General features: G+C 52.9%; 19 protein-coding genes and 1 pseudogene. 13 read left to right on the forward strand and 7 right to left on the reverse strand.

The features are described from left to right. The first annotated feature begins 10 nt into the window (after positions 1-10). On the forward strand, positions 11-541 hold the full coding sequence (locus tag RY831_RS04235) for an isochorismatase family protein (protein WP_326505085.1): 531 nt from the start codon (positions 11-13) through the stop codon (positions 539-541). Positions 542-1,242: 701 nt separating this feature from the next. Next, positions 1,243-1,800, forward strand: coding sequence for a putative antibiotic biosynthesis monooxygenase (locus RY831_RS04240; protein ID WP_326505086.1), 558 nt, complete (start codon positions 1,243-1,245; stop codon positions 1,798-1,800). A 326-nt stretch (positions 1,801-2,126) separates the two neighbouring features. Here RY831_RS04240 and RY831_RS04245 read toward each other — a convergent pair whose 3' ends face one another. Further along, positions 2,127-3,065 (reverse strand): LysR family transcriptional regulator, encoded by a 939-nt coding sequence (locus RY831_RS04245; protein WP_326505087.1) that lies wholly within the window; start codon positions 3,063-3,065, stop codon positions 2,127-2,129. A 518-nt stretch (positions 3,066-3,583) separates the two neighbouring features. On the opposite strand from RY831_RS04245, the pseudogene RY831_RS04250 reads away from it, so the two are divergent. The 3 genes and pseudogenes from RY831_RS04250 to RY831_RS04260 all read left to right on the forward strand — a co-directional run bounded on the left by RY831_RS04250 (position 3,584) and on the right by RY831_RS04260 (position 7,073). After that, a pseudogene (locus RY831_RS04250) lies at positions 3,584-4,783 on the forward strand (DNA polymerase Y family protein). Between the two features lie 214 nt (positions 4,784-4,997). Continuing rightward, the gene (locus RY831_RS04255) at positions 4,998-5,873 is read left to right on the forward strand and encodes a tyrosine-type recombinase/integrase (RefSeq protein ID WP_326505088.1); all 876 of its coding nucleotides are present in this window, start codon (positions 4,998-5,000) and stop codon (positions 5,871-5,873) included. Positions 5,874-5,882: 9 nt separating this feature from the next. After that, entirely contained in the window at positions 5,883-7,073 is a 1,191-nt protein-coding gene (locus RY831_RS04260) for an IS91 family transposase (protein ID WP_326505089.1), read from the forward strand. A 435-nt stretch (positions 7,074-7,508) separates the two neighbouring features. On the opposite strand, the gene RY831_RS04265 is transcribed toward RY831_RS04260, so the two are convergent. After that, on the reverse strand, positions 7,509-8,402 hold the full coding sequence (locus RY831_RS04265; RefSeq protein ID WP_326505185.1) for a LysR substrate-binding domain-containing protein: 894 nt from the start codon (positions 8,400-8,402) through the stop codon (positions 7,509-7,511). A gap of 94 nt (positions 8,403-8,496) precedes the next feature. Here RY831_RS04265 and RY831_RS04270 point away from each other — a divergent pair, with 94 nt between their 5' ends. The 5 genes from RY831_RS04270 (at position 8,497) to RY831_RS04290 (ending at position 11,724) form a co-directional block, all read left to right on the forward strand. Next, positions 8,497-9,369 carry a pirin family protein gene (locus RY831_RS04270; protein WP_326505090.1) on the forward strand — a complete coding sequence of 291 codons (873 nt, stop codon included), beginning with the start codon at positions 8,497-8,499 and terminating at the stop codon, positions 9,367-9,369. A gap of 73 nt (positions 9,370-9,442) precedes the next feature. After that, on the forward strand, positions 9,443-10,069 hold the full coding sequence (ycaC, locus tag RY831_RS04275) for an isochorismate family cysteine hydrolase YcaC (protein ID WP_326505091.1): 627 nt from the start codon (positions 9,443-9,445) through the stop codon (positions 10,067-10,069). Positions 10,070-10,230: 161 nt separating this feature from the next. Further along, positions 10,231-10,434, forward strand: a complete 204-nt coding sequence (locus tag RY831_RS04280; RefSeq protein WP_326505092.1) for a hypothetical protein — start codon at positions 10,231-10,233, stop codon at positions 10,432-10,434. Positions 10,435-10,513: 79 nt separating this feature from the next. Further along, a complete protein-coding gene (locus tag RY831_RS04285) occupies positions 10,514-11,071 on the forward strand; it encodes an antibiotic biosynthesis monooxygenase (RefSeq protein WP_326505093.1) in 558 nt (185 codons plus the stop codon). Positions 11,072-11,211: 140 nt separating this feature from the next. Beyond that, entirely contained in the window at positions 11,212-11,724 is a 513-nt protein-coding gene (locus RY831_RS04290) for a hypothetical protein (RefSeq protein ID WP_326505094.1), read from the forward strand. A gap of 200 nt (positions 11,725-11,924) precedes the next feature. Here RY831_RS04290 and RY831_RS04295 read toward each other — a convergent pair whose 3' ends face one another. The 4 genes from RY831_RS04295 to RY831_RS04310 form a co-directional block, all read right to left on the reverse strand. Continuing rightward, a complete protein-coding gene (locus RY831_RS04295; protein ID WP_326505095.1) occupies positions 11,925-12,563 on the reverse strand; it encodes a hydrolase in 639 nt (212 codons plus the stop codon). 161 nt (positions 12,564-12,724) lie between these two features. Further along, positions 12,725-13,024 (reverse strand): putative quinol monooxygenase, encoded by a 300-nt coding sequence (locus RY831_RS04300; RefSeq protein WP_326505096.1) that lies wholly within the window; start codon positions 13,022-13,024, stop codon positions 12,725-12,727. Positions 13,025-13,180: 156 nt separating this feature from the next. Next, positions 13,181-13,861 (reverse strand): isochorismatase family protein, encoded by a 681-nt coding sequence (locus RY831_RS04305; protein ID WP_326505097.1) that lies wholly within the window; start codon positions 13,859-13,861, stop codon positions 13,181-13,183. A 121-nt stretch (positions 13,862-13,982) separates the two neighbouring features. Then, the gene (locus RY831_RS04310; protein ID WP_326505098.1) at positions 13,983-14,849 is read right to left on the reverse strand and encodes a pirin family protein; all 867 of its coding nucleotides are present in this window, start codon (positions 14,847-14,849) and stop codon (positions 13,983-13,985) included. 152 nt (positions 14,850-15,001) lie between these two features. Between RY831_RS04310 and RY831_RS04315 the strand changes: the two genes are divergently transcribed. Beyond that, positions 15,002-15,889, forward strand: a complete 888-nt coding sequence (locus RY831_RS04315) for a LysR family transcriptional regulator (protein ID WP_326505099.1) — start codon at positions 15,002-15,004, stop codon at positions 15,887-15,889. A gap of 176 nt (positions 15,890-16,065) precedes the next feature. On the opposite strand, the gene RY831_RS04320 is transcribed toward RY831_RS04315, so the two are convergent. Continuing rightward, positions 16,066-17,421 (reverse strand): patatin-like phospholipase family protein, encoded by a 1,356-nt coding sequence (locus RY831_RS04320; RefSeq protein WP_326505100.1) that lies wholly within the window; start codon positions 17,419-17,421, stop codon positions 16,066-16,068. 1,830 nt (positions 17,422-19,251) lie between these two features. On the opposite strand from RY831_RS04320, the gene RY831_RS04325 reads away from it, so the two are divergent. After that, on the forward strand, positions 19,252-19,956 hold the full coding sequence (locus RY831_RS04325) for a hypothetical protein (protein ID WP_194724063.1): 705 nt from the start codon (positions 19,252-19,254) through the stop codon (positions 19,954-19,956). A 223-nt stretch (positions 19,957-20,179) separates the two neighbouring features. After that, complete coding sequence (locus tag RY831_RS04330; protein ID WP_194724064.1) at positions 20,180-21,922, forward strand: Mu transposase C-terminal domain-containing protein; 1,743 nt, start codon at positions 20,180-20,182, stop codon at positions 21,920-21,922. The last annotated feature ends 79 nt before the right edge of the window (positions 21,923-22,001 follow it).

The raw sequence follows: 22,001 nt of genomic DNA on the forward strand, positions 1-22,001 counted from the left end.
GCGAAATCCGGTGCGCGCCCGCCTTACCGTTCAAACTGGGGAAAATTCAAACGGCAGAAGTGGGGAGTATTACTCCGGCAGTGACACCAGTTTTGAGAACGGTCCGAACGGTCCGCTGGTACCGGAACTCAAAGCACTGTTCCCCGATGCTCCGTATATTCCACGCCCGGGACAGATCAATGCCTGGGACAATGAGGAGTTCGTCAAGGCCGTGAAAGCCACTGGCAAGAAACAACTCATCATCGCCGGCGTGGTAACCGAGGTATGCGTCGCCTTTCCGGCGTTGTCCGCACTTGCGGAAGGCTTCGATGTTTTTATTGTCACAGATGCGTCCGGCACCTTTAACGAAATAACCCGGGGCGCGGCGTGGGACCGCATGAGCAAGGCAGGTGCACAACTGATGAGTTGGTTCGCAGTCGCTGGCGAACTGCATCGTGATTGGCGGAACGACATTGAGGGATTGGGTGCACTGTTTTCTAACCATATTCCTGATTATCGCAACCTAATCTCGAGCTTTACGACGCTCACTTCACCTAAGTGAGTATGGTCGCAAGGGCTGTTGAGCCAACGTCTCTCCGGCTTATACAGAAATAGTAACGCGGGCGCCGCTTGTTGCTACGTTACGAACAAAGCGGCGTCTTATCCATGTCGACAGTACCATATCTTTTGGGGAAATCGACAACGGTCAGAGGAGCAAACGACATTGGAATCACGACTTATAAGCCTGTTTTCTTATGAGCTAGAGGCATTGCTTGAAGCGTTGCGTAGGGACTTGCGTGCCGAGCGGTGCAAAGCGATGACAGATACGGAGAATGCGTCATATCACCTGGCTAACTACCGATCAACCATCAAGGTATTAGAGATTCTGAACCCGAAACGTGCGAGACAGCAGGAAGCGTCGAAAACCGACGCTCGGTGTACGGGTAAGCTCGCAGGGTCACATGAATTTATGCGTCGGCAAGTCGAAGTAGGCTCGTGAGTGGAAAAGTGTAGATAGATGGCGGATATTGCAGTTCGAGCGGGACAACGCTTCGTTCTGGAACCCAATCGCCGTATTTATTACCCGCGGGTTCGTAGCGACGAAAGCTCTCCTTCTGTCATCGACATTCCGCACTATAGAAACAATTTTCTGATGCTCCCGTTCCGCGTAGATCACGCGTCGCGTCCGAAAAAGGCACTCTTACTGAGGCTGTGCCTTCAGGTTCATCGCTTCCATGCAGACATCAAAAGTTGGAGATAGAAATGATTTCAGTAAATGATGAAGCAGCCGCACTTGTGATCCATCACGCGGTACAGCCGAGTGCTCAGATCCTTTACGAGATGTGGCTGAAAGATATCGCAATGGAAGCGCAACGCTTTTCCGGGCACATGGGTGTGAATATTATTCGACCCCACAGTCCATCTTCCAGATATACGATCGTGCTGCGTTTCGACTCCAATAAAAACTTAAAAAGTTGGTTGGAATCAGAAACACGTAAGCGTTTTATCGAAGAGGTTAGGCCGGCTTTGGTTGACGAAGAAGAGATTGGGGTGCAAACGGGACTAGAATACTGGTTCACGCCTCCCGCTGTGAAGCAAATACATGCTAGGCCGTCCAAGCAATTCCTGATTACCTTATCGGCTATATTTCCGTTGACTGTTATCTTGCCATGGCTGCTGAAGCCAGTTTTTACCCTTATACCTTTGCTAGGCCATCCGATTGTTAACAACTTTGTGCTTGCTGTGATTATTGTTTACTTGATGGTCTATGTAATTATGCCTCGTTATACCAGATTGGTTGCAACGTGGCTTTTCGAGTAAGCGAAGGACCAAGGTAGATAAAACGGCACAAAGAATCTGTGGGCTTTGGAGCCCCGTTGCAGCAGGCAGATGTGAACCGGAATGCAAATAACGGCATCAAAAATCCAGATGCTAATCAGGCCGATAAGTAAGTAGGACAGCCAGCCATCCATCCAGCCATCCATCAACATGGTGACCCCAGGAGGCCTCATAAGCAAGCTGGTAAATCGTAGGTCATTCCACATTCTTCGGAGAAAATATGACGCATCTTAATGGCAATCAGATCAACGTATTGATTGGCAAGTTCATGGATTTGCTCGACCAATGGGAAAATGCCCCGCATGCTTTCAATTGGGACGAACTACAGGTGTTGGCGCAAGACGGCGCTCAAGCGTATAACGAAGGCGATGGTCCCTCCTTTCACGCGTTGGCTTTAGATGGGGTGCCGCAATTAGGCGCCTTGACGGATAAGTCAGCGTGACAGCGATTTCGCCTAGGCTGTAGTCAGGCAGAATCCGCACCAGCCGTCTGGAAGCAAGATCGTTCCCCAAGCTAAAAGTTGTCCTGGCTAAGATACCAATTCCGGCCAAGCCGCAATACCGCAATAGCTCGCCGTTGTTCGAGACGATTCTACTGTTAGTGATCGGAACATCTATGGTTTTCTTCCCTTTTGCAAGTCTCCAAGAGTGCTTTAACTGGTCGTAATCAAAATTGATGCATGCATGCGAAGACAGGTCTTCCGGTTTTTGTGGCTTGCCATGGTCCTTGATGTACTCCGGGGAGGCGCAAAGCATAATTTCGGAAATGCCAAGCTGCCGTGCAACCATGTTGTTGCTGTAACTTTGCAAACCAATGAAGATGCCGATATGGTATGACTCATAAATAAGGTCTAGTGCCTGGCTAGTGAGCTTGATATCGATCGCGACATTTGGATACTCTTTTGCAAACAAAGGAAGCAAGCGCGCAAGTTGCAATTGCCCAAATCCGATGTGGCAATTAATGCGCAATCTTCCTGTCAGATCGGTCGAAGCGGATGCAGCGACAGCATCCGCCTCCTCTAGATCCAGCAGGATGCGACGCACGTATTCATGATAACGCTGGCCGGCATCGGTAAGAGAAAGTCGGCGTGTCGACCGGTTGAGTAAGCGAACGCCGACAGTTTCTTCAAGATGGGCCACATGTCGGGTGACCACTGCATTGGACACATCCAGAGCCTGCGCGGCTCCGACAAAACTTCCTCGGGCAACCACTTCAGAAAAAACGCGCATGGACATCAAACGATCCATATTTCCTTTGTTTTCAACAGGTTTGCCTTTGCGCCCGGGTATCGATGCCAGGGACTGGTTTCATGAACTGCACCAAATAGCGGGCTCATCATAATTCTTGTTCAATATAGTTGGTAGCTCCACTGATATGCCTACAGTGTTCTACGAGAGGAAAAATCATAGATAATTTGAAGGGTCTGTGGTGCTATGTAAAAGTGGTCGAACATCAGGGATTTACATAAGAAGGCCGTGCGTTGAACGTGCCAAAATCTTAGCTCAGCAAACGCATAACGGCGTTTCAAGAGCGGTATGACGAGTGAATGTTACAGCGCTCAACACGCCATTCTTCGGTCACAGAAACTGGGCGCGTGTTTTATGAGCGTTGTGTAGCCATGTTTGAAGGAGCAGGTGCGGCACGCAACGTCATGGAGCGCCAGCGTTCCGGGCCAATGGATACCGTACGCATGAGTTGTTCGACCGCGCTGCTCAAATACCGGATTAGCGATATGGTGGTGTGCTTCATCAAGGAGAGCACTAATATGCTCGTGGATAGCGAACAGAACGCAGCTACCTATGCTGAGAAAAGTTCGCCGCCCGTCAGGCGGATAGCCCACCTGGATATGGACTCCTTTTTTGCGTTAGTGGAGTTGCTGAAATATCCAGATTGGAAGGGCGCATCGATCATGGTCTGGGGACGCAGCGAACATCAGCCCCAGCAAATGCTAGATGGCAGGCGGCGCTATGCCCGTCTTCGCGATTATGTTGGGCGAGGTGTCATAACTACTTCGACGTACGAGGCGAGGGCGCTTGGCGTTTTCTCCGCAATGCCGATGATGAAGTGCGCAAAACTGGCGCCCGACGCGATCTTGCTCCCTTTGGACTTCAACCAGTATCGCCATTATTCCAGGCTGTTCAAAGCCGCTGTGGCCACGGTCGCTCCGCACATTCAGGATCGTGGTATCGAGGAAATATATATTGACCTGTCCCATGCGGCAGGAGAGACGCACGAGCTTGCTCAACGCATCAAGGACGCAGTAGTCGAAGCTACCGGACTGTCGTGTTCCATCTGTGTCGCACCAAACCGTCTCCTGGCGAAAATAGGATCAGATCTCGAAAAGCCCAATGGACTGACGATTCTGTCCCTCGAAGACGTATGGACCCGGATCTGGCCGCTGGCGGCGAGCAAGATCAATGGTATTGGGCCAAAGGCGGCTGAGAAACTGCTCACTCTGGGCATATCGACGATCGGGGAGCTTACTGTGGCGGACGCTAGACTTCTGCAGGAGCACTTCGGACGCTCCTACAGCGCATGGCTGCTGAACGCAGCCCGTGGCATCGACCACAGCGAAGTCGTTATGCGTTCTGAACTCAAAACCTAAGAGCCGGGAGATTACGTTTGAAACAGGTCTGCACCAAGGTTTGATCGCAAAGCCCTGGGCGAAGTATTTACCAATCTGTGCGTGCGTGCCTCTGAAGACTTGGTACGCAAACACTATGTTGGGAAAAAAGTAGGGATCAAACTGCGCTTCCGGGGATTTCATACCGTGACGCGTGATATCACCTTGCCCGAGGCAACCAACGATCCCGTTGCAATTCGACGCGCGGCAAGTGAATGTCTGAAACGAGTGAAGATGGACAAGCGCATATGGCTACTCGGCGTAAAAATGTCGACGCTGGCCAAAGTTGACGAAGCGGCCGTACCCCGATCACAACAAGCAGCCCTATTCGATTTCTCATAAACCGTGGCTATCGCAAACCGCTTACCGATTCCTGTTACATCGGTAAAGCGGCCATTCGCATCGTGTAGTCGTAGGGCTGTAGCCGGTCATAGGACTAAACCGCTCGCGCGGTAGGGAGCGTCGCGCGGGCGTTAGCGGGTGATTGGAGCAGAGCAACGGTTTCCTATGCTGGAACGTGAGGCAATTGGCCTCGCTGTCCGCCAGGAGTTCGGTCATGAGTACCCCATCGACTACCATCTCTGCGTTGCGCCAACGCATGATCGAAGACATGCGCATGCGCCAACTCTCGCCCAAGACGCAATATCACTATATTCGTGCCGTACGGCAGTTCACCGCTTTCCTGGGCCGCTCTCCCGACACCGCCGACGCCGAGGATCTGCGCCGCTATCAGTTGCATTTGGTGGATCAGGGTCTGTCATCGGTCTCGCTGAACGCGAGGATCACCGCACTGAAGTTCTTCTTCGCCATCACCCTCGATCGCGTCGAGGTGATGGCCAGGATGCAACCGGTGCGCGAACCGCGCACTCTGCCAGTCATCCTGAGTCGCGAGGAAGTCGCTCGTCTGCTCGCTGCCGCGGCCAACCTCAAGCACCAGACGGCGCTGGCGGTCGCCTACGGCGCGGGACTGCGCGCCAGCGAAGTGATCAATCTGAAGGTCACAGACATCGATAGTCAACGCATGACGCTGCGCATCGAGCAGGGCAAGGGTCGCAAGGATCGCTACGCGATGCTGCCACCGGTCCTGCTTGAGCGTCTGCGCGAGTGGTGGCGGGTGGCGCATGCCCAAGGCAAGATGCTCGAGGGCGGCTGGCTGTTCCCGGGACTCAATCCGATCGAGCCGCTCAGCACCCGGCAACTCAATCGCGCTGTGCACTTTGCCGCAGATGCTGCCCACCTCAACAAGCGCGTGTCCATGCACACGCTTCGGCATAGCTTTGCCACCCATCTATTGGAGCAGAAGGTTGATATCCGAGTCATCCAGGTGCTGCTTGGGCATAAGAAGCTCGAGACCACTGCACTGTACGCGCAAGTGGCCACCGATATCCTGCGCGAAGTCTTCAGCCCGCTCGAGATGCTGCACCCCGAGTAGCACCTGTCGATGCCTTCCGCCGTGCTGGAGGTCGCGGATATCTTCCGCGCCCATGGGCCGGCCTACCGCCAAGTCCAGGCAGGTCATTTGAGCCTGGGTCAGAAGAAGGTCATGTCGGCCATTGAACAGTGCCGCAGCGCGGCGCTGGGAGGGCATGTGCTGCGCTGTGATGACTGTGGGCAAGTCGAGATTGCCTACAACTCCTGCCGCAACCGGCATTGCCCCAAGTGCCAGGCCAGTGCCGCGCATCGTTGGCTTGAGGCCCGGCAAGCAGAGTTACTGCCGGTCGAGTATTACCACGTCGTGTTCACGCTACCGGCCCCCATCAGCGAGATCGCTTATACCAACAAGACCGTCCTCTATGGCTTACTGTTCGACGTCGCTGCCGACACGCTACGCACCATTGCCGCAGATGGCAAGCACCTTAGTGCCCAAATCGGCGCCACGCTGGTGCTTCATACCTGGGGCTCGGCATTGACGCACCATCCGCATGTGCACGGCATCATCCCCGATGGCGGGCTCTCTTCTGATGGCCAACGCTGGATCGCTTGCCGGCCGGGCTTCTTCCTGCCGGTACGGGTCCTCTCGCGGCTGTTTCGCCGGCGCTTCCTCGAAGCACTGGAGAACGCGCATCGTTGCGGGAAGTTGCAGTTCTTCGGCGAACATCTGGCGCTGGCCGATACGGATGCCTTTGTCGATTGGCTTGCGCCATTGCGCAAGGAGGAGTGGGTCGTCTATGCCAAGCGCCCGTTTGCCGGACCGCAGGCAGTACTTTCCTACCTGTCACGCTACACTCATCGGGTAGCCATTTCCAATAGTCGTCTGTTGGCGATGGACGAGCGCGGCGTGACGTTCCGCTGGAAGGACTACCGCGCCAAGGGACGTACTCGCCACAAGACGATGACGCTGGATGTGCACGAGTTCATGCGCCGGTTCCTATTGCATGTGCTGCCTCACGGGTTTCACCGTATCCGCCATTACGGGATCATTGCCAATGCTGGGCGCAAGAAGAACCTGGCCAAGGCCAGAGAGCTGTTGGGCGTCATAGCTGACTTGCCGCCACCAGAAGTGGCTGAAGCGGCCGTCACCACCCGGCCAACCTTCGTCTGCCCGCACTGCGGTGCTGCGATGAGTATCGTCGATACCCTGGTACATAGGCAACCAATTCGTGCACCACCGAGACAGCGGAGTACGGCATGAATGCCAGCGTCCGATATACCTATCCACCATCTATGCTTGAACAAGCAGCGCTGGCAGCAGATGATTTGGCCTTGCACTGGAATATCGCCAAGCCACGTTCCATCAGCGATTCAATAATCTGGTCTGATGGCCCCGAAGTCAGTCGCAAGTACGGCGTCAAATTGCATTGTTCCGGTGACGTTCCTAGGTTGGGGTCCTGGAAGACAGTCGATTCGCCATAGCTCGTTAGCTCTCTCGTACCGCGCCAAGGCATTCCGCGGTTTCCTCCCTTGGGGCTTGTAGGACGCCTGCCGCCGAATTCAGATGGCACCACACTCATGCGCGTGTGGGCAGGCATCCTACAACCCTTAACATAACCAGCCGGTCGGCGCTAACCAATCACATCAAAAAGCGGACGCCCATTAGCACCGAGACGCAACTAACCGTGCGCCACGGTCAATTTTTTGCAATGTGTGATGCAAGATATTCAATAAGTATCCGCACTCCAGGAAGTAGACCGCGGCGCGACGGAAAAACCGCATGGATAATGCCTCCCTTTGGCGCCCATCCTGGCATGATATCCACCAGCGCTCCCGTTTTTAGATCTTCTTCAATGGCCATGCACGGCAGCTGCACAATGCCTACGCTGTGTAGCGCGGCCTGCCGCAACGCCGTCAAGTCGTCGGTGATGTAACGGGGCTGATGACGTACCTGTGCCTCGATGCCTGTAGGACCCATTAAGTGCCAAACGTGGTCCCGAGGCGGCCCCCAATCCAGACTTGGCAGAATGGCTAAGTCTGCGGGGTGTTTCGGTAAGTCACGACTTACCAGGAGGTCTGGGCAGGCCACCAGTCGTTGCGGGCTCTCTGACAGCACCCGCATGACCAAGTCGCTATCCTCCAATGGCGGAAATCGGACCCGCAGTGCCAGATCCAGGCCTTCCCCCAGCACGTCGACGTGCCGATTAGTAGCTTCAATGTGAACCTGAACCTTGGGGTATTCGGTCATGAAGCGCGCTACCAAGTCGCTTATTCGGAAATCCAGCAGCGCCGTAGGACAGCTCATGCGTACGACACCTTGTGGTTCTGAACGCTGACGTTCCATGACGTTGCGTGCCGCGTCCACTTCCACCAGTGCGGCCACACAATGCTCATAGAATTCGCGGCCCGTCTCCGTGACCGAGAAATGGCGTGTTGAGCGTTGAAGCAAGCGCACGTCATACCGCTCTTCCAATGCCGCTATGCGACGGCTGAGCTTGGATTTCGGCATGTTGAGCGCACGGCCAGCCTGTGTAAAGCCTCCGTGTTCGACCACTTTGACGAAATAAAACACGTCATTCAAATCATCCACCATTGTTCCTTCAGTAGAACACTGATGCCATTTTACGGTATCTACCGCCTATTTCGGTTCGAAACTAAGATGAATCCATTCTTTGGAGGTATCTATGAAATCAATCCTTGGCACCTATAGCGCAGCACCTTCCCATTGGGTCGGTAATGGTTTTCCCGTTCGAACCATGTTTTCCTATCAGACACTTGGCCGGTCCTTGAGTCCTTTTCTAATGCTTGACTATGCTGGTCCTGCTGAGTTTGCACCGTCCCAAAGTCCACGCGGCGTCGGACAGCACCCGCATCGGGGCTTTGAGACCGTTACGATCGTCTACCAAGGCGAGCTTGAACACCGCGACTCGACCGGTGCTGGTGGCAGTATTGGGCCTGGCGATGTCCAATGGATGACGGCCGGAGGCGGCATTCTTCATGAGGAATTCCACTCAAAGGCATTTGCCCGCGACGGTGGTACGCTGGAAATGGTACAGCTGTGGGTAAACCTACCGCAGCGTCACAAAATGACAGCGCCTGCTTATCAAACCATTTTGAACAATGATATTCCCGCAATTCCGCTGCCCGAAGGCGCTGGCCTAGTGCGCTTGATAGCAGGAAAATTTGGTGAGCATAAGGGACCTGCTTCAACATTCACTGAATTAGATGTCTGGGACATGCGTCTCGCCGCTGGTACACAAACCCTGTTGCCATTGAACGCCGGACGCACCGCTGCCATTGTCGTTCTGCGAGGAACCGTTCGACTGGGGAACTCCAGTATCGTGCGCGCCGGACAATGGGCCATGGCAGGGTTGAACGGAATCGACCTGCTTATTGAATCCGACTCCGACAGTGTCGTCCTTGTCCTCAGCGGGGAGCCGATTGATGAGCCGATAGTTGGACACGGACCCTTCGTCATGAGCAGTGAGGACGAAATCCGGCAGGCAATGCTAGACCTGCGAAGCGGAACATTTGGTCAGATCGACCACGCCAGTTAAACATATTTGGACCGCCATTTTTTACCATGCGCTTCCACTGGAGGCGCCTTTTTACCCACACAAGGAGAATGCTATGACTACGTCTTATAAACGCTTGGACAAGAACAACGCAGCGGTGTTGTTGGTCGATCACCAGGCCGGCCTTTTGTCGCTCGTGCGCGATATCGATCCCGACAAATTTAAGAACAACGTGCTGGCTCTGGGCGATCTGGCAAAGTACTTCAAGTTGCCGACGATCCTGACCACGAGCTTCGAGAACGGTCCGAACGGTCCGCTGGTACCGGAACTGAAACAGATGTTTCCAGAGGCTCCGTTCATTCCCCGGCCTGGTCAGATCAATGCTTGGGACAACGAGGACTTCGTCAAGGCCGTCAAGGCGACAGGAAAGAAGCAGCTCATCATCGCCGGCGTCGTCACCGAAGTCTGTGTGGCCTTTCCCGCTTTGGCCGCGCTCGCGGAGGGCTTCGATGTATTCATCGTCACCGACGCCTCCGGAACCTTCAATGAAATAACGCGTAACGCGGCATGGGAGCGCATGTCGAATGCAGGTGCGCAACTCATGAGCTGGTTTGGCGTGGCTTGCGAATTGCACCGTGACTGGCGTAATGACATCGATGGTCTGGGTACCCTGTTCTCGAACCATATCCCCGACTACCGCAATCTGATCAACAGCTATACCACGCTGACTTCCTCCAAATAAACGTTGTCGGTAGAGTCGGCGGCGCCCGGTCCTCCTCATGCAGGAGTGTAAGTGTCGCTGACTGCGATTGCAATCAGGGGGCCGGGCTGGTAACGAATAGCACCCCAAAAGACATCACGAATGATTTACTGATAAGTGCATATTGGCTGAAAGGGAGAAAAATGGACATTAAGGCGCGCTTTGCATCCTTGTTTCCCCATGAGAGGGAAGCTTTGCTGGAAGCCCTGCGACGGGATGTGCGTACGGAACAATGCAAGGTAAAGAACAACCCTCAGGATGCGCATTTTCATTCGGCGAACTCCCGCATAGGCATCCAGATACTCGAAACCCTCAACCCAAAAAAAGGTACTCTGTCAAAAGGTTAGGTTTGCAGTCGGCGCACTTGCAGTTGGCAATTTATGGGAATGCATGGAACACGTATGGCCTATGTTTTCGGAGGAAACCATGATTTCAGGAAATGAAAGAGCCGCTTCATTAGTGATACGTCATGAGGTGCGTCCAACGGACAAGGACGACTATGAAATGTGGCTCAAGAGCATAGCAACGGAAGCGCAGCGTTTCGCAGGGCATATGGGCGTCAATATTATTCGCCCCCACAATTCAACTGGCAGCTACACGATCGTCTTGCGCTTTGACTCTGATGAGCGCCTGGATAGCTGGCTGCAATCCGATACACGCAAGCGATTTATTAATGAGATCAGGCCTACGCTGGTTAATGGGGAAGAGCTTGAAATGCATACGGGCTTGGAGTATTGGTTCACGCCTCCTGCTGAGCATAGACTGCAGGCACGACCGTTCAAGCAGTTCCTGATCACCCTGTCTGCGATTTTCCCACTTACCGTGGTGCTTCCATGGGTCTTGCATCCGGTTTTCGACTATGTTCCTCTGCTCGGCCGCCCTATCATCAACAATTTCATTCTAGCGGTAGTGATTGTTTACCTCATGGTTTATGTAATTATGCCGCGATATACCAGACTGGTTTCACGATGGCTCTTCCAGTGAAAACTACCCGCAACGGAACGGCAATTTAATGGGGCGGCGCGAATGGCGTTTGCACTCTGGCGCGGTAGCGAACTAAATCATGAACGGGATTGTTCTTTCAAGCAGTCTCGCCCGGAAAAATCAACTCGCGTAGGAAGCATATGACTCACAGTAATGGCAATCAGATTAACTTGCTGATCGGTGGATTTATGGATTCGCTCGAAGAATGGGAAGCTGCTCCGAATTCCTTTGATTGGGATAAGCTACAAGCACTGGCTCAGGACGGGGCACAGGCGTATAACGAGGGCGCTGGACCTTCCTTCCACATGTTGGCGCTCGACGGCGTCCCGCATGGCGAGTTTCATGAACGCTTTCTCAACTACTCGCTAGAAGCTGGCTTTGACCCTTTCAAGCTTGTCAAAACCGGAAATGGCAACACGATGACGCCGGTGTTGAGCCATTCTAGCCTTGCTGAAGCTGCTCGCGGCAATCCTTTTTCAGCGAGGATGCAAGCGACACTGATGGCGTTAGCGCGCGTACGGTTTGGCGAAACTGGACAAGACATCAACCGCATTACTGACGCCAACTGGCTACGGACCATCGAAGCCGCTGCTGAATCTATTCCATTGGATGTCCTACAACGTATTGCACCGGAATTGGCCAACCGGTCATGAACGCTAGGACGCCGTAGGGAAGGAAATCAAAGGAGCGAGTGCCGTCGTTTTTTGCCAATATCGCGTCCAGGGCGGCGAATCCAAGCGACTGGTAATTCGTCACCGCATCACAAGCGCTTCTGACGGAGGCCAGAAAAATCTGTCGATCCAGCCGGTCTCCGTCCTGCAGGTATATCGCGGTCTACTCCTTGGAGCACTCTTTATGCGCGATCGTAAGAGAACTGGATGCCTGCTGTGCCGCCTGTTTCAATAAACAGATTCATAAAGGCGGGTACTGTTTCTTCGCGCTTCCAGTCTCGTTGTAGTTCGCAGAACAGTTGCGGGACGCTGATCATTTTTCCACCTGCCTGCTCAATTCTTCGTAGCGCCATCTCATGGGCTGCGACCGACGTGCCGCCGACAGCGTCCGCAACCACATAGACCTCGAAGCCCTCCTTCAAAGCGTCAAGGGCTGGGAACGTCAGGCAGGCCTCTGTCCACAGCGCAGTCATGATTAATTTCTTCCGTCCGGTCGCGTCAATCGCCTTGCGAAACTCGACATCTTCCCACGAGTTGATCGTAGTACGGTCGTAGGTCGGATACTCGCCCAGAACCTTGCGGAGTTGCGGAATAGGAGGTTTGTTTAGGCCCGACTTGACGTTGACCGTTGAGTGCACAATAGGAAGTCCGTATGCGACCGCACCCCTGGAAGCGCCGACAATATTGTTAATCATCAGCTGGCGATCCATTGATGCAATCGAGTTTACCTGCACGGGTTGGTAGTCAATGATCACAAAAGCTGCATTCTTGGGCGTCAGCAGATGATCCTTGACTGGATCACGGATAGTCTCGCTTGCCATGTGATTCTCCTAACATAGATTGTGTGATGGAGTGCAATACGCGCGGGATGGCAGGTCCAGAGGGACTCATGTCGAGGCACGTAATTGCGGGATTTAGCTCATCGAATGTCGCCTTGCGCGCGGAGGCTGTTCGACAGTAAGAGCCAAATACAGGCGGCTGCCTAGACGACTCGGTTCAGCCGATAATAAAATTCTACAGCTTCCACTAGCTCGTCCTTATAATTCTTCTCGAAGTTGAGGATGTGATCTGTTGCGGTGTGATGTTTATGTTGGAGCTCTGAACTACTCCAATGCTCGATAAAGAAGAAACGTGTAGGATCGTCGGGCTGTGAAAGCATTTCATACTGAATACTTCCTTCGTCCCGGCGAGAAGGGGCAACCAGGGCTATAAGCTGGGCGCGTAATTCTTCTTCGCGACCAGGTCGAGCACGAAGTGCTACTAGATTGAAGAAGTCGTTCATCGCTATTCCTTTTCGAAAGTGTAGGGGGACTTACCTCTTTCTTACGGTATTGAATGCTATTTCTTCGTTAATCTCCTATGTCTTACATTGAGGAATTCCGTATGCCACCGTCGTCTATCATCGAGTATGGAAACGAAGACGACAGGATTCGCTACTTTATGTCCGCTGGGAGTCCAGCATTTCCCCACTTTTAGCAATTTCCTGTGCTTTCATGTAGCTTTCAATGAGCAATTCGTATTCGGGGAACACCTTGCTGTAGACTTCAGCCCATTGCAACGCGTCCTCACGATTCCATGTCCTCTGCACCTCAGACGCGACTGCGGCGGTATCCATCGGCACAGCGCCCGCTTGAACCACCCGCGCCAGGGTAATTTCCTGAGCCATCTTGGAATAGGTGCCGGAGGCATCTACGACCACGAACACCTTGTACCCTTCTTGGATGGCGCTGATTGCCGGGAAGGCCATACAGACGCTGGTAATGGTGCCGGCGATGATGAGGGTTTTGCGTCCTGTCTCCCGTACCGCAGACACAAAGTCCGGATTATCCCAGGCGTTGATCTCGCCTTTACGGGCCACGTATCGCGCGTGAGGCGCGTTTTGACTAATCTCCGGGATCAAGGGGCCATTCGGACCCTGCGGGACTGAGGCGGTCGTGATCACCGGCATTTTGGACAATGTGGCCATTTTCGCCAGCGCGGCCGCGTGGGCGCGTAGTTTGGGCATCGGCATGTCGTTAACCGTCTGGAACAGGCCGCTCTGGTGATCAATCAAAAGCATGACTGAATCATCGGGATCGATGACCGGTATAGCACCATTAAAATTGGCAGGTGCAGTCATATGGGTCTCCTTGACAGGGTAGCTTCCCTAAGTGGTCGTGAAAAAGCGAGTTGAACTTCAGTAAAAACTACGGCTAAGACTGCGGATGCACTTTAGTAGTGAAGGGATGCCGTCGTGTCGGTCAGGACGCCATTGGTCCGAATCTACCACTCTCATAGTCGTTGATGGCTTGAATGATCTCGGACCGAGTATTCATCACGAACGGACCCGCGCCAACTACGGGCTCATTCAGCGGTTCACCGCTTAGCAGTAACAACACGGTTTCTTCCGTTGTTTCAAAAGTGAGCCTGCTACCTTCGCGCTCCATGACCGCGAGCTCGGCACTGCGGATCGTATGGATGTCGTCAATGCGGACTGCCCCGCGCAGAACAAAGAGCGCCAAATTATGACCTTTAGGCAAGCTGATTGACAACAAACGACCTGATTGGAGGCGCAGATCCCAAACATTCATCGGGCTAAAAGTGCGTGCCGGACCCTTTGCAGTACCGTACTCACCGGCAATGATCCTTGCTATGCCGGCATCTTCGGGTAGCGTGACGCGCGGAATCTGGGCATCGGTAATGCTTTGATACGACGGTGCCGACATCTTGTCTTTTGCAGGCAAGTTGACCCAGAGCTGGATCATCTCGAATGGTCCACCTCGGTCGGCGTAGGCGGCGCTATGATATTCCTCGTGTAACAAACCCGAGGCGGCGGTCATCCACTGAACATCGCCCTGTCCAATAGTGCCACCCCCACCGGTCGAGTCCTTATGGGAAACCTCTCCTTCATACACAATGGTGACCGTCTCGAAGCCCCGATGCGGATGTTGCCCTACGCCACGGCGCGAATCGGTCGGCGTAAAGTTGGTAGGCCCTGCATAGTCCAGCAATAAAAATGGCGAGATTTCGTCACTGATGTCGTTGTAGGAAAAAATGCTGCGCACCGGGAAACCATCTCCCACCCAATGCTGGCCGTTGCTGCGCTTGATGAATGCGAGCTTTTTCATAATTTTCTCCGTGAGCGCTGTCACTGTAGGCGCTGGACGTCCGGTGGACTAGGTGGTTGAATAGGGAATCAGTTTTCATTTTTTCGAATAATCCATGAGTCCAACTTGGTGGTTAAATAAGAGATCAGTTTTCATTTAATGGAACAATCCGAATGAACCTCAATGAAGCAGCGGTGTTTGTCAGGGTTGTACAGGCGGGGAGCTTCAGCGCCGCCGCTCGACAGCTGGCACTACCGGTTTCCACAGTGAGCACGCAGGTTGCCAGACTGGAAAAGCGATTGGGTACCACGCTCTTGCAACGGACGACACGCCGCCTGAGCCTGACTGAAGTGGGGGTTATCTATTTCCGCGAGGCGGAACTTGGCCTGGGTCACATGCTTGAAGCGGAAGCCGCTGTGACAGCGACTACGAGCGAAGCAAAAGGATTGCTAAGGGTCACCGCACCAGCTGATATCGGCGATGCGCTCCTGGCGAGCCTCGCCTGCCAAGTTCGTCGAAGTCACCCCATGGTTGACGTCGAGATGCTTTTGACCGATCGCTATGTCGATTTAGTTGCTGAAGGCGTAGATGTCGCGATCCGAACTGGTGTTTTACAGGATTCCAGCTTGATTGCAAAAAAGGTGGGAGTTGCCATTTGGGCGCTCTATGCGAGTCCGCACTACATTCGTGTGGCATCACCAATAACCAAACCGCAGGACTTGCGAAAGCATGCCTGCGTGCAGTTCACACCGTTCGGCCGGGAACACTGGACGCTCTCCAATTTGAACGCAAGCGTCACTGTTCCGTTTAACGGACGGGTTACAGTCAACCATGTCGGTATTATTCGAGCGATGGCGCTCGCTGGCGAAGGTATCGGCTTGCTTCCAACCTATTTATGCTGGAAGGAAAGCCAAGACGGCAACCTGGTCAGGGTCCTACCAGACTGGTACGTAAAGGCAGATCCGGTAAACCTTGTGTACCCACGGCAGAAATTTGTATCCACGAAGTTGCGAAGCTTTCTGGATATCGCTGCGGCAGAATTGCATGACCTGCTTGGTTAGACGTGCTGCCCCGATGAACTAGGCGATCACCACCGTATGATCGTGTTTGAAGAGTGTAGGCGGTCTGGCCGACATAATATTCAACCGCAGACCAATGAGACCAGGACATGCTGGGGGACCTTGGGCTCTGCCAATCTGATCATGACCGGATGTCAGCACTGACGTCATTGGGCACACTATCTGATTTTTAACTCTTCCATTAGCCGGCGCCATTCGGAGTTCTTTTGTAGTTCTGTCCGGGCAAAGGTTTTCAAGGCAGAAATGTCTTCCCATGTAAGACGCAATCCGGTCGGAATATCCTGCAATGCTCGCAGTCCCTGTTCTGTTCCCGAGGTTGCGGAAAGGTTGACTTCAACGATATAGAATTCGGTGTCACGAGACAGTATGTCTTCAAGCGCTTCCGGATATACCTCCTTTAACTCCCTTTTCCATCGATCGACCGCAGCCCATAGCTGGTTGACAGTAACATTGCTGTGTACATTGATCGGAATATCAATAAGCGCTCTTAACTGCCGGTAAAGACCTGGTGTGTCCGGGGAGGTGTCAGCTTCGAACTCCGGATTGGTTTGTGCGTTGACAACGATAAAGACCCTTTTCTTAATGCCGCGTAGGCGAGATGCCTTGGCACTGCCAATGAGTCCACCACGCGCCTCAATGACTTCCAGCGGTGTGGTAACGCCAGTGTTATCGGATAATCCACCGTCGAGTAGGTGAATGAATGACTGTGTTTGGACGCGGCTCTTCAATGGCAAAGGTCTTCCATGCCACGGGCAGGACTGAGCGTAATTCCAGATTGTGATCGGCGACAAGATGATCGGTGCGGACATGGAAGCTGCCACGGCGCGCGATATCAAAAAGCTTGAAAGGTCGGAGCAGATGAAATCAAACTGATCCTGGCTAAATTCGAAACGCTCCCCATGTGTCATTTCTGTGGCACTGATGAAGAGCATAGGGCGGGACAAGGGAATGTCGCCGAAAGTCTTTCCCGAAAAGATTTCTTCGTCAAGGATTTCCTGCAACATGTCACTTCTGCCAAAGCGCGGAGATACCTGCCGCCACAATCCGCGCGGAGACAGAACACGCCTTATCAGCATTGACTGAAGGTCTTGTCCGAGTACCTTGGTTTCGAAATCTTTGAATATGAGATCACGGTAAAGTACGTAGTATGCTGCTGCAATACTGCCGCCAGAGACGCTCGCAATAAAATCGACTTCATCCAAGAGGCGCTTTTCGCTGCCCTCCCAGTAAATTTTTTGTGCGGCAAGCTCTTCAAGTACTCCATAAGCCAAAGCTGCAGCGCGATAACCACCGCCCGAAAACGAAACAAACACAAGCAGACTATCGCTATTGCCTGAAGTGGCCAAATTACGTAAGGCGTAACCCGTATCAGAGTGAGGCTGAAGCAACCGTTGGTTAACATAATAATGTTCGGACGAGCAACCGCCAAGAATATAAATGACGGTCAGAAGCGCAAGTGCATTATGGTAAGGAATGCTATGCAACCAACGCAAAGAGGAGATAAAGATACGCATCGGAAGGCTTTCTTAATCACTATATATCTGGAGTTGCAAGGAGCCAACAGAACTTGGTTCATATCCTGGCCGCTTCGTTTGAAGATAGATGCATTATGAAGCTAGGTAATCCACGCAGATAGCGCCATTCGTTATGCCAGCGATTTGCAGCAATGTTTCAGCATCGCGGCGCAAGGTGACATGTGGGTGGGGTGAAGGTCTTGCTAGGTAGACAGCGGACCAGCGAGTTGTGGGTACAGCAAAAAGAACTGAGATAATTCTACGGCTAACGCACAATTTGACAGCGCGCCGGCTTGCGAGCGCCAATACAGAGTTTACGCCAGGTACGGCGAATACGGGCATCTGCAGTAAGACGACGGAAGGATATGACGATTAAACGGATGGACAACGTGCTCATTGTCGAGGATCTCGAAGCCACCAACGCGTTCTTAATCGAACTGATCCTTGAGCTCCAGAGCGAGACGACAGTTGATGGACCTTTGGTCGGGAGCTAGATCAGGCGCAAGGATGTCCGGGCGAGCCTCGCGATGATGCGGATTCCCGTTGGACAGGACATTAAGCTAGACAAGCTCCATACGCCCAGAGCGATCGGGGAGCGCAAGTAGCCCCGCCGGTGAACACCCTAGGCCTTTCGTCGCGTAAAGTTCGTCGTCGAGCATATTGACGCTGTCGTTGCGCGCATACGTATTCACGGGGGCGCGCTCATCCGTGAAATACAGTATGAAGATACGTACCAGCAAGCCTACATCCGCAGGCCTGAGGGCATGATTGTCGCGCTTGCCGAGCAGCTGGCGTAGGCCTGTCTGGTAATAAGTGAGACTCGAGTCGGCATCCATCCGACCACTGGCGTATAACCAGTCGTTTGAGCCGACCGATCGGCTTCGCCTCGCGACGGCTCAACCCCAACGTCGAACGTCCGCTATCCCGAGAGTCGCCTGGCAGGTCAGGGTCGATTTAAGCCGGATCACTGAATCCGTACTATGGCTGCTTTGTGGCTCGCAGCGGCCGACAGATATAGGTACTAGACAACGCATTCTGTCGACTATCCGGTTCGACCGAGCACTGCGGAATGCACAGCCACATGCGGAAATCCATACACGCGTCACTCGGCCAATGTGAGCGTGTGGTTCAAAAGCGACGCAAACCACGGGATATGAACTAAATGTTTGCCAAGTAGGGCATGGGCAGATTGTCAGTGTTTAGTTCGCAATTTGGCAAACATTTAGTTCCGAGTGCTCCAGCCGATCCCGGAAACCGGCCTTAACGTGGAGAAATGCAGGAAACCATATCAGTGGTCAAACAACCTGTAATGGCTCGGCCACAGGATGACCAGTGTGTCGCCTGCGAGACATCCATATTTCTCTTATAAAAAAACCCGACTTTTTTGTATCGAATCGAAATCGCAAAGAAGATTGAGGATTTGGTGCTTTTATTGCCAGATTTCCTCCGTTTTTGAAGCGAAATAGCGCTCGGAACTAAAAGATGCGCTTCTTCCTGTATAGAAATTTGAAGAAAATCAGCTAGATAAGGAAGCTCCTGGCTTCAAACGGCATATCTCGGTTGCCATTTAGTTCGTCCTTCCGGAACTAAAAGTTGTCCAATGAAGGATCAGGTACTAAAAGCTGCTCAGTGCTGATGTATTGCTGTCTTGCACTTATGCTTTACCGCTTAGTATCCTTTCCTAGTCTGGTTTGTGGATGCGTCAATTCACTCAAACTAAAATATTGCGAAAAATCAGTGAAGCTACAAGCGACAAGCATATGTTGCATATGTGACAATGCGTTTCTCATCAGCTGGTGGATGCAAGCGTAAGGTGCTTAGGAGAACTGGATGACAGCAATAACGTCTATACGGGCTCGCCAACGTAGAAATGTCTTGGATGCGTATCGTGCGCGTGCAGATCACAACAGCAATTTGTGGCTGGTGTATAGCGTAAAGACTAACTGTGATTGGATTCTTCCTAGTGATCGACAACTCGTGCATTGGATCCACTACCTGGAAACCGACCACGCAGTTCACGACTTTGACCTTACGCCAGATCCCGTCGCCTCACATGACGGTGTACGACCTCGGTGCACCGAACTTGACGCTGTGGTTCACCGCGCAAATGGCATCCAAGAATGGCATGAGGTCAAAGCAAGTCTGGACGAGGACCGCGTTGAGTCTCAGTTGTCTGCTCAAGCATATGCCGCCCAAGCAGCAGGAGTGCAATACAAAATCTTCACAGATGTAGACCTGATGCCACATGCAGCTACATCACTAAGGTGGTTGAAGGCGATTGCCTATGCGTCGGCTATTCGCGACCGGGAATATGTTGTAGAGACAGGCGCACTGATATCCTGTATTCGTTCGATACAGAGTGGACAACTACGGCAAGTAGTCGAATCATTGTCGTCCTATGATTCTGCAATTGTGTTAGGTCTGGCTGCACGGGTCGCGATCAGAGGTCGTCTCAAGCTCAGCATGGACAAGGTAAGTTTCGGCCCAGCTACGGAATGGCAACTGACAGCCGGGGCAAGCGATGTGGACGCTTAGGGCCGAGTTGGCGTTGGCGCCGTCCCTGGAGCAATGGCCGGAGCTCGATGGTGGAACACTTAAGGCCGAAGAGCAGGAAAATTTCGAATGCCTGCGTCGAGCCGTTGTTCTATATGTCCAGGGTCACACTAGCACGTCGGTAGAGCGCTTAACCGGCGTCGGACGCCACAAGGTCGCCCGTACAGTACGTCGATGTCTGCGGTTGGCCCCAGACGGGAAGATAATGGGCTTTCGTGGACTCCGTGCTTATCTGCACACCAAAGAGTATGTCCGTAATAAGCAGACGTCACCAAAACGGCCAGAGCAGCAGGGTGGGCAATCCGGCGCCTTAAGCGCGCTGTTGATAGCAATGCCGAATCTGGAGAGTCTGCTCATCAGGCATATCAGTCAGAACGCAAAACAGTTAAAAATTGCAGAGCACCGCATGTCCGCAACAGTGCTGCATCGCATTTTTGTACGCACCCTCCACGAATGTGGGGCGTCAAAATGCGAATGGCCTTTCAATACTAAATATCTCGGGCTTCGTACCATCCAAAAATACATGCGCAACTTTGTGGAACAAGAATTTTCCCGGTTGGTTGTCTCAAAAGGAAAGAAAGATGCGGTAGCGCAGTCTAATGTTTCTACAGGATATTCACCGTTTCTTCAGTTTGTGGATCCGTATGACGCTGTCGAGATAGACGCCTATTTTCAAGACTGCTTTCTTTCAGTCCCTTTCTTGACACCCGAGGGAGGCGAGACCGATCTACTTCTTGAACGAATATGGTTGATAGCCGCAGTCGACAGAGTATCCAAGGCGATTCTGGCATATAAAGTAGTATATCGAAGCGAAGTTACTGCTGACGATGTTCTCGACGTTATCAAAACAGCTGCAGTTGGAAAATGGTCGCCACTTAATCTGACTGACCAGGCACTACGCTATCCACCGCAGTCCGGACTACCCAGTGGCTGTATTCCGAACGCCTTTGGCGCGGTGTGGAGTGTGACTTTTCTTGATGGAGCACTTGCCCATCTGGCAAACGCCATCCATCAGCGCGCCCGCTGCACCATTGGATTCGTCATCAATTGGGGGCCCGTAGGCCACTTTGAGCGAAGGCCTAATGTCGAGCGCGCCTTCGGCGAAGTTGCGAGAACGTTTTTCCAACGCCTGCCTTCCACTACGGGAGTGAGTCCCGATAACGGGCGCGCAGCCACCCCAGAGATCAATGCTACACGCTTCAGGATCCGGGCGTCGGAAATCGAAGAATATTTGGATGTTCTAATTGCACAGAAAAACGCTACACCAACGGCTGCCTTGTCCTACCGATCGCCCCTTGAATACTTGCGTTACTTTCTAGAGGGCCCCGAGCCTCTCAGCTGGCCACGGCATTTGCCGGATGCGGCACGTGATTTAGTAAAGCTACTGGTCTGCCGTAGAACTGCGGTCGTGCGTGGCAATCCAAAAACCGGTAAAAGACCGTATATACAAATTGATCGCGTTCGATACACAAGCCCAGTATTGGCTGATAGCGCTCAACTGATTGGTAGAAAATTGGTCGTGCATATCGACGAAGATGATATGCGCCAAGTAAAGGTATTTCTGGATAACGGCGCAGAGCTAGGATTTTTGACAGCACAAGGGAAATGGTCAAATACGAAGCATAGTCGCCGTACCCGGCAGGCCATTAATAGTCTCCTGTATCGACGCACCCTGGTGTTAGCTGAGTTTGATGATCCTGTGCAGGCTTACCTACGCTATCTGTCCACGCCGACAAAGCCATTGAAAAAGGGGCAACCCCAGATCAATAAACGCCAGGTCACTGAGGCGGCAAGAATTTCGAGCGAGATGGAAAAGCCGGCCGTTTTACGGATTGAGCCAGCGTCGGGAGGAACTGTTGTGACTCCAACCGTAAGCGATGTCAGCACACGACGCTCATTGCTGGCGAGCTCGGTACCGTTCATAGGGAAAGTGCGCAACCGTACGTGATTTGAAAACATCTCAAATTCTAGAGAAAAGGGTGTCTATACGTAAAATGCACTGACATCGATGGAAGTTTGTTGGCGGT

Origin of the sequence: Noviherbaspirillum album, assembly GCF_035916955.1 — a bacterium.
In the GTDB taxonomy this organism is placed as follows: Bacteria; Pseudomonadota; Gammaproteobacteria; order Burkholderiales; family Burkholderiaceae_D; genus Noviherbaspirillum; species Noviherbaspirillum album.

Bases quoted from the DNA above. Each gene is read 5' to 3' on its own strand.
- RY831_RS04285 (WP_326505093.1), top strand. From the start codon at position 10,514: ATGATTTCAGGAAATGAAAGAGCCGCTTCATTAGTGATACGTCATGAG.
- RY831_RS04255 (WP_326505088.1), top strand. From the start codon at position 4,998: ATGAGTACCCCATCGACTACCATCTCTGCGTTGCGCCAACGCATGATC.
- RY831_RS04295 (WP_326505095.1), bottom strand. From the start codon at position 12,563: ATGGCAAGCGAGACTATCCGTGATCCAGTCAAGGATCATCTGCTGACG.
- RY831_RS04280 (WP_326505092.1), top strand. From the start codon at position 10,231: ATGGACATTAAGGCGCGCTTTGCATCCTTGTTTCCCCATGAGAGGGAA.
- ycaC (WP_326505091.1), top strand. From the start codon at position 9,443: ATGACTACGTCTTATAAACGCTTGGACAAGAACAACGCAGCGGTGTTG.
- RY831_RS04290 (WP_326505094.1), top strand. From the start codon at position 11,212: ATGACTCACAGTAATGGCAATCAGATTAACTTGCTGATCGGTGGATTT.
- RY831_RS04245 (WP_326505087.1), bottom strand. From the start codon at position 3,065: ATGGATCGTTTGATGTCCATGCGCGTTTTTTCTGAAGTGGTTGCCCGA.
- RY831_RS04270 (WP_326505090.1), top strand. From the start codon at position 8,497: ATGAAATCAATCCTTGGCACCTATAGCGCAGCACCTTCCCATTGGGTC.
- RY831_RS04300 (WP_326505096.1), bottom strand. From the start codon at position 13,024: ATGAACGACTTCTTCAATCTAGTAGCACTTCGTGCTCGACCTGGTCGC.
- RY831_RS04320 (WP_326505100.1), bottom strand. From the start codon at position 17,421: ATGCGTATCTTTATCTCCTCTTTGCGTTGGTTGCATAGCATTCCTTAC.
- RY831_RS04330 (WP_194724064.1), top strand. From the start codon at position 20,180: ATGGGCTTTCGTGGACTCCGTGCTTATCTGCACACCAAAGAGTATGTC.
- RY831_RS04310 (WP_326505098.1), bottom strand. From the start codon at position 14,849: ATGAAAAAGCTCGCATTCATCAAGCGCAGCAACGGCCAGCATTGGGTG.
- RY831_RS04305 (WP_326505097.1), bottom strand. From the start codon at position 13,861: ATGACTGCACCTGCCAATTTTAATGGTGCTATACCGGTCATCGATCCC.
- RY831_RS04240 (WP_326505086.1), top strand. From the start codon at position 1,243: ATGATTTCAGTAAATGATGAAGCAGCCGCACTTGTGATCCATCACGCG.
- RY831_RS04315 (WP_326505099.1), top strand. From the start codon at position 15,002: ATGAACCTCAATGAAGCAGCGGTGTTTGTCAGGGTTGTACAGGCGGGG.
- RY831_RS04260 (WP_326505089.1), top strand. From the start codon at position 5,883: ATGCCTTCCGCCGTGCTGGAGGTCGCGGATATCTTCCGCGCCCATGGG.
- RY831_RS04325 (WP_194724063.1), top strand. From the start codon at position 19,252: ATGACAGCAATAACGTCTATACGGGCTCGCCAACGTAGAAATGTCTTG.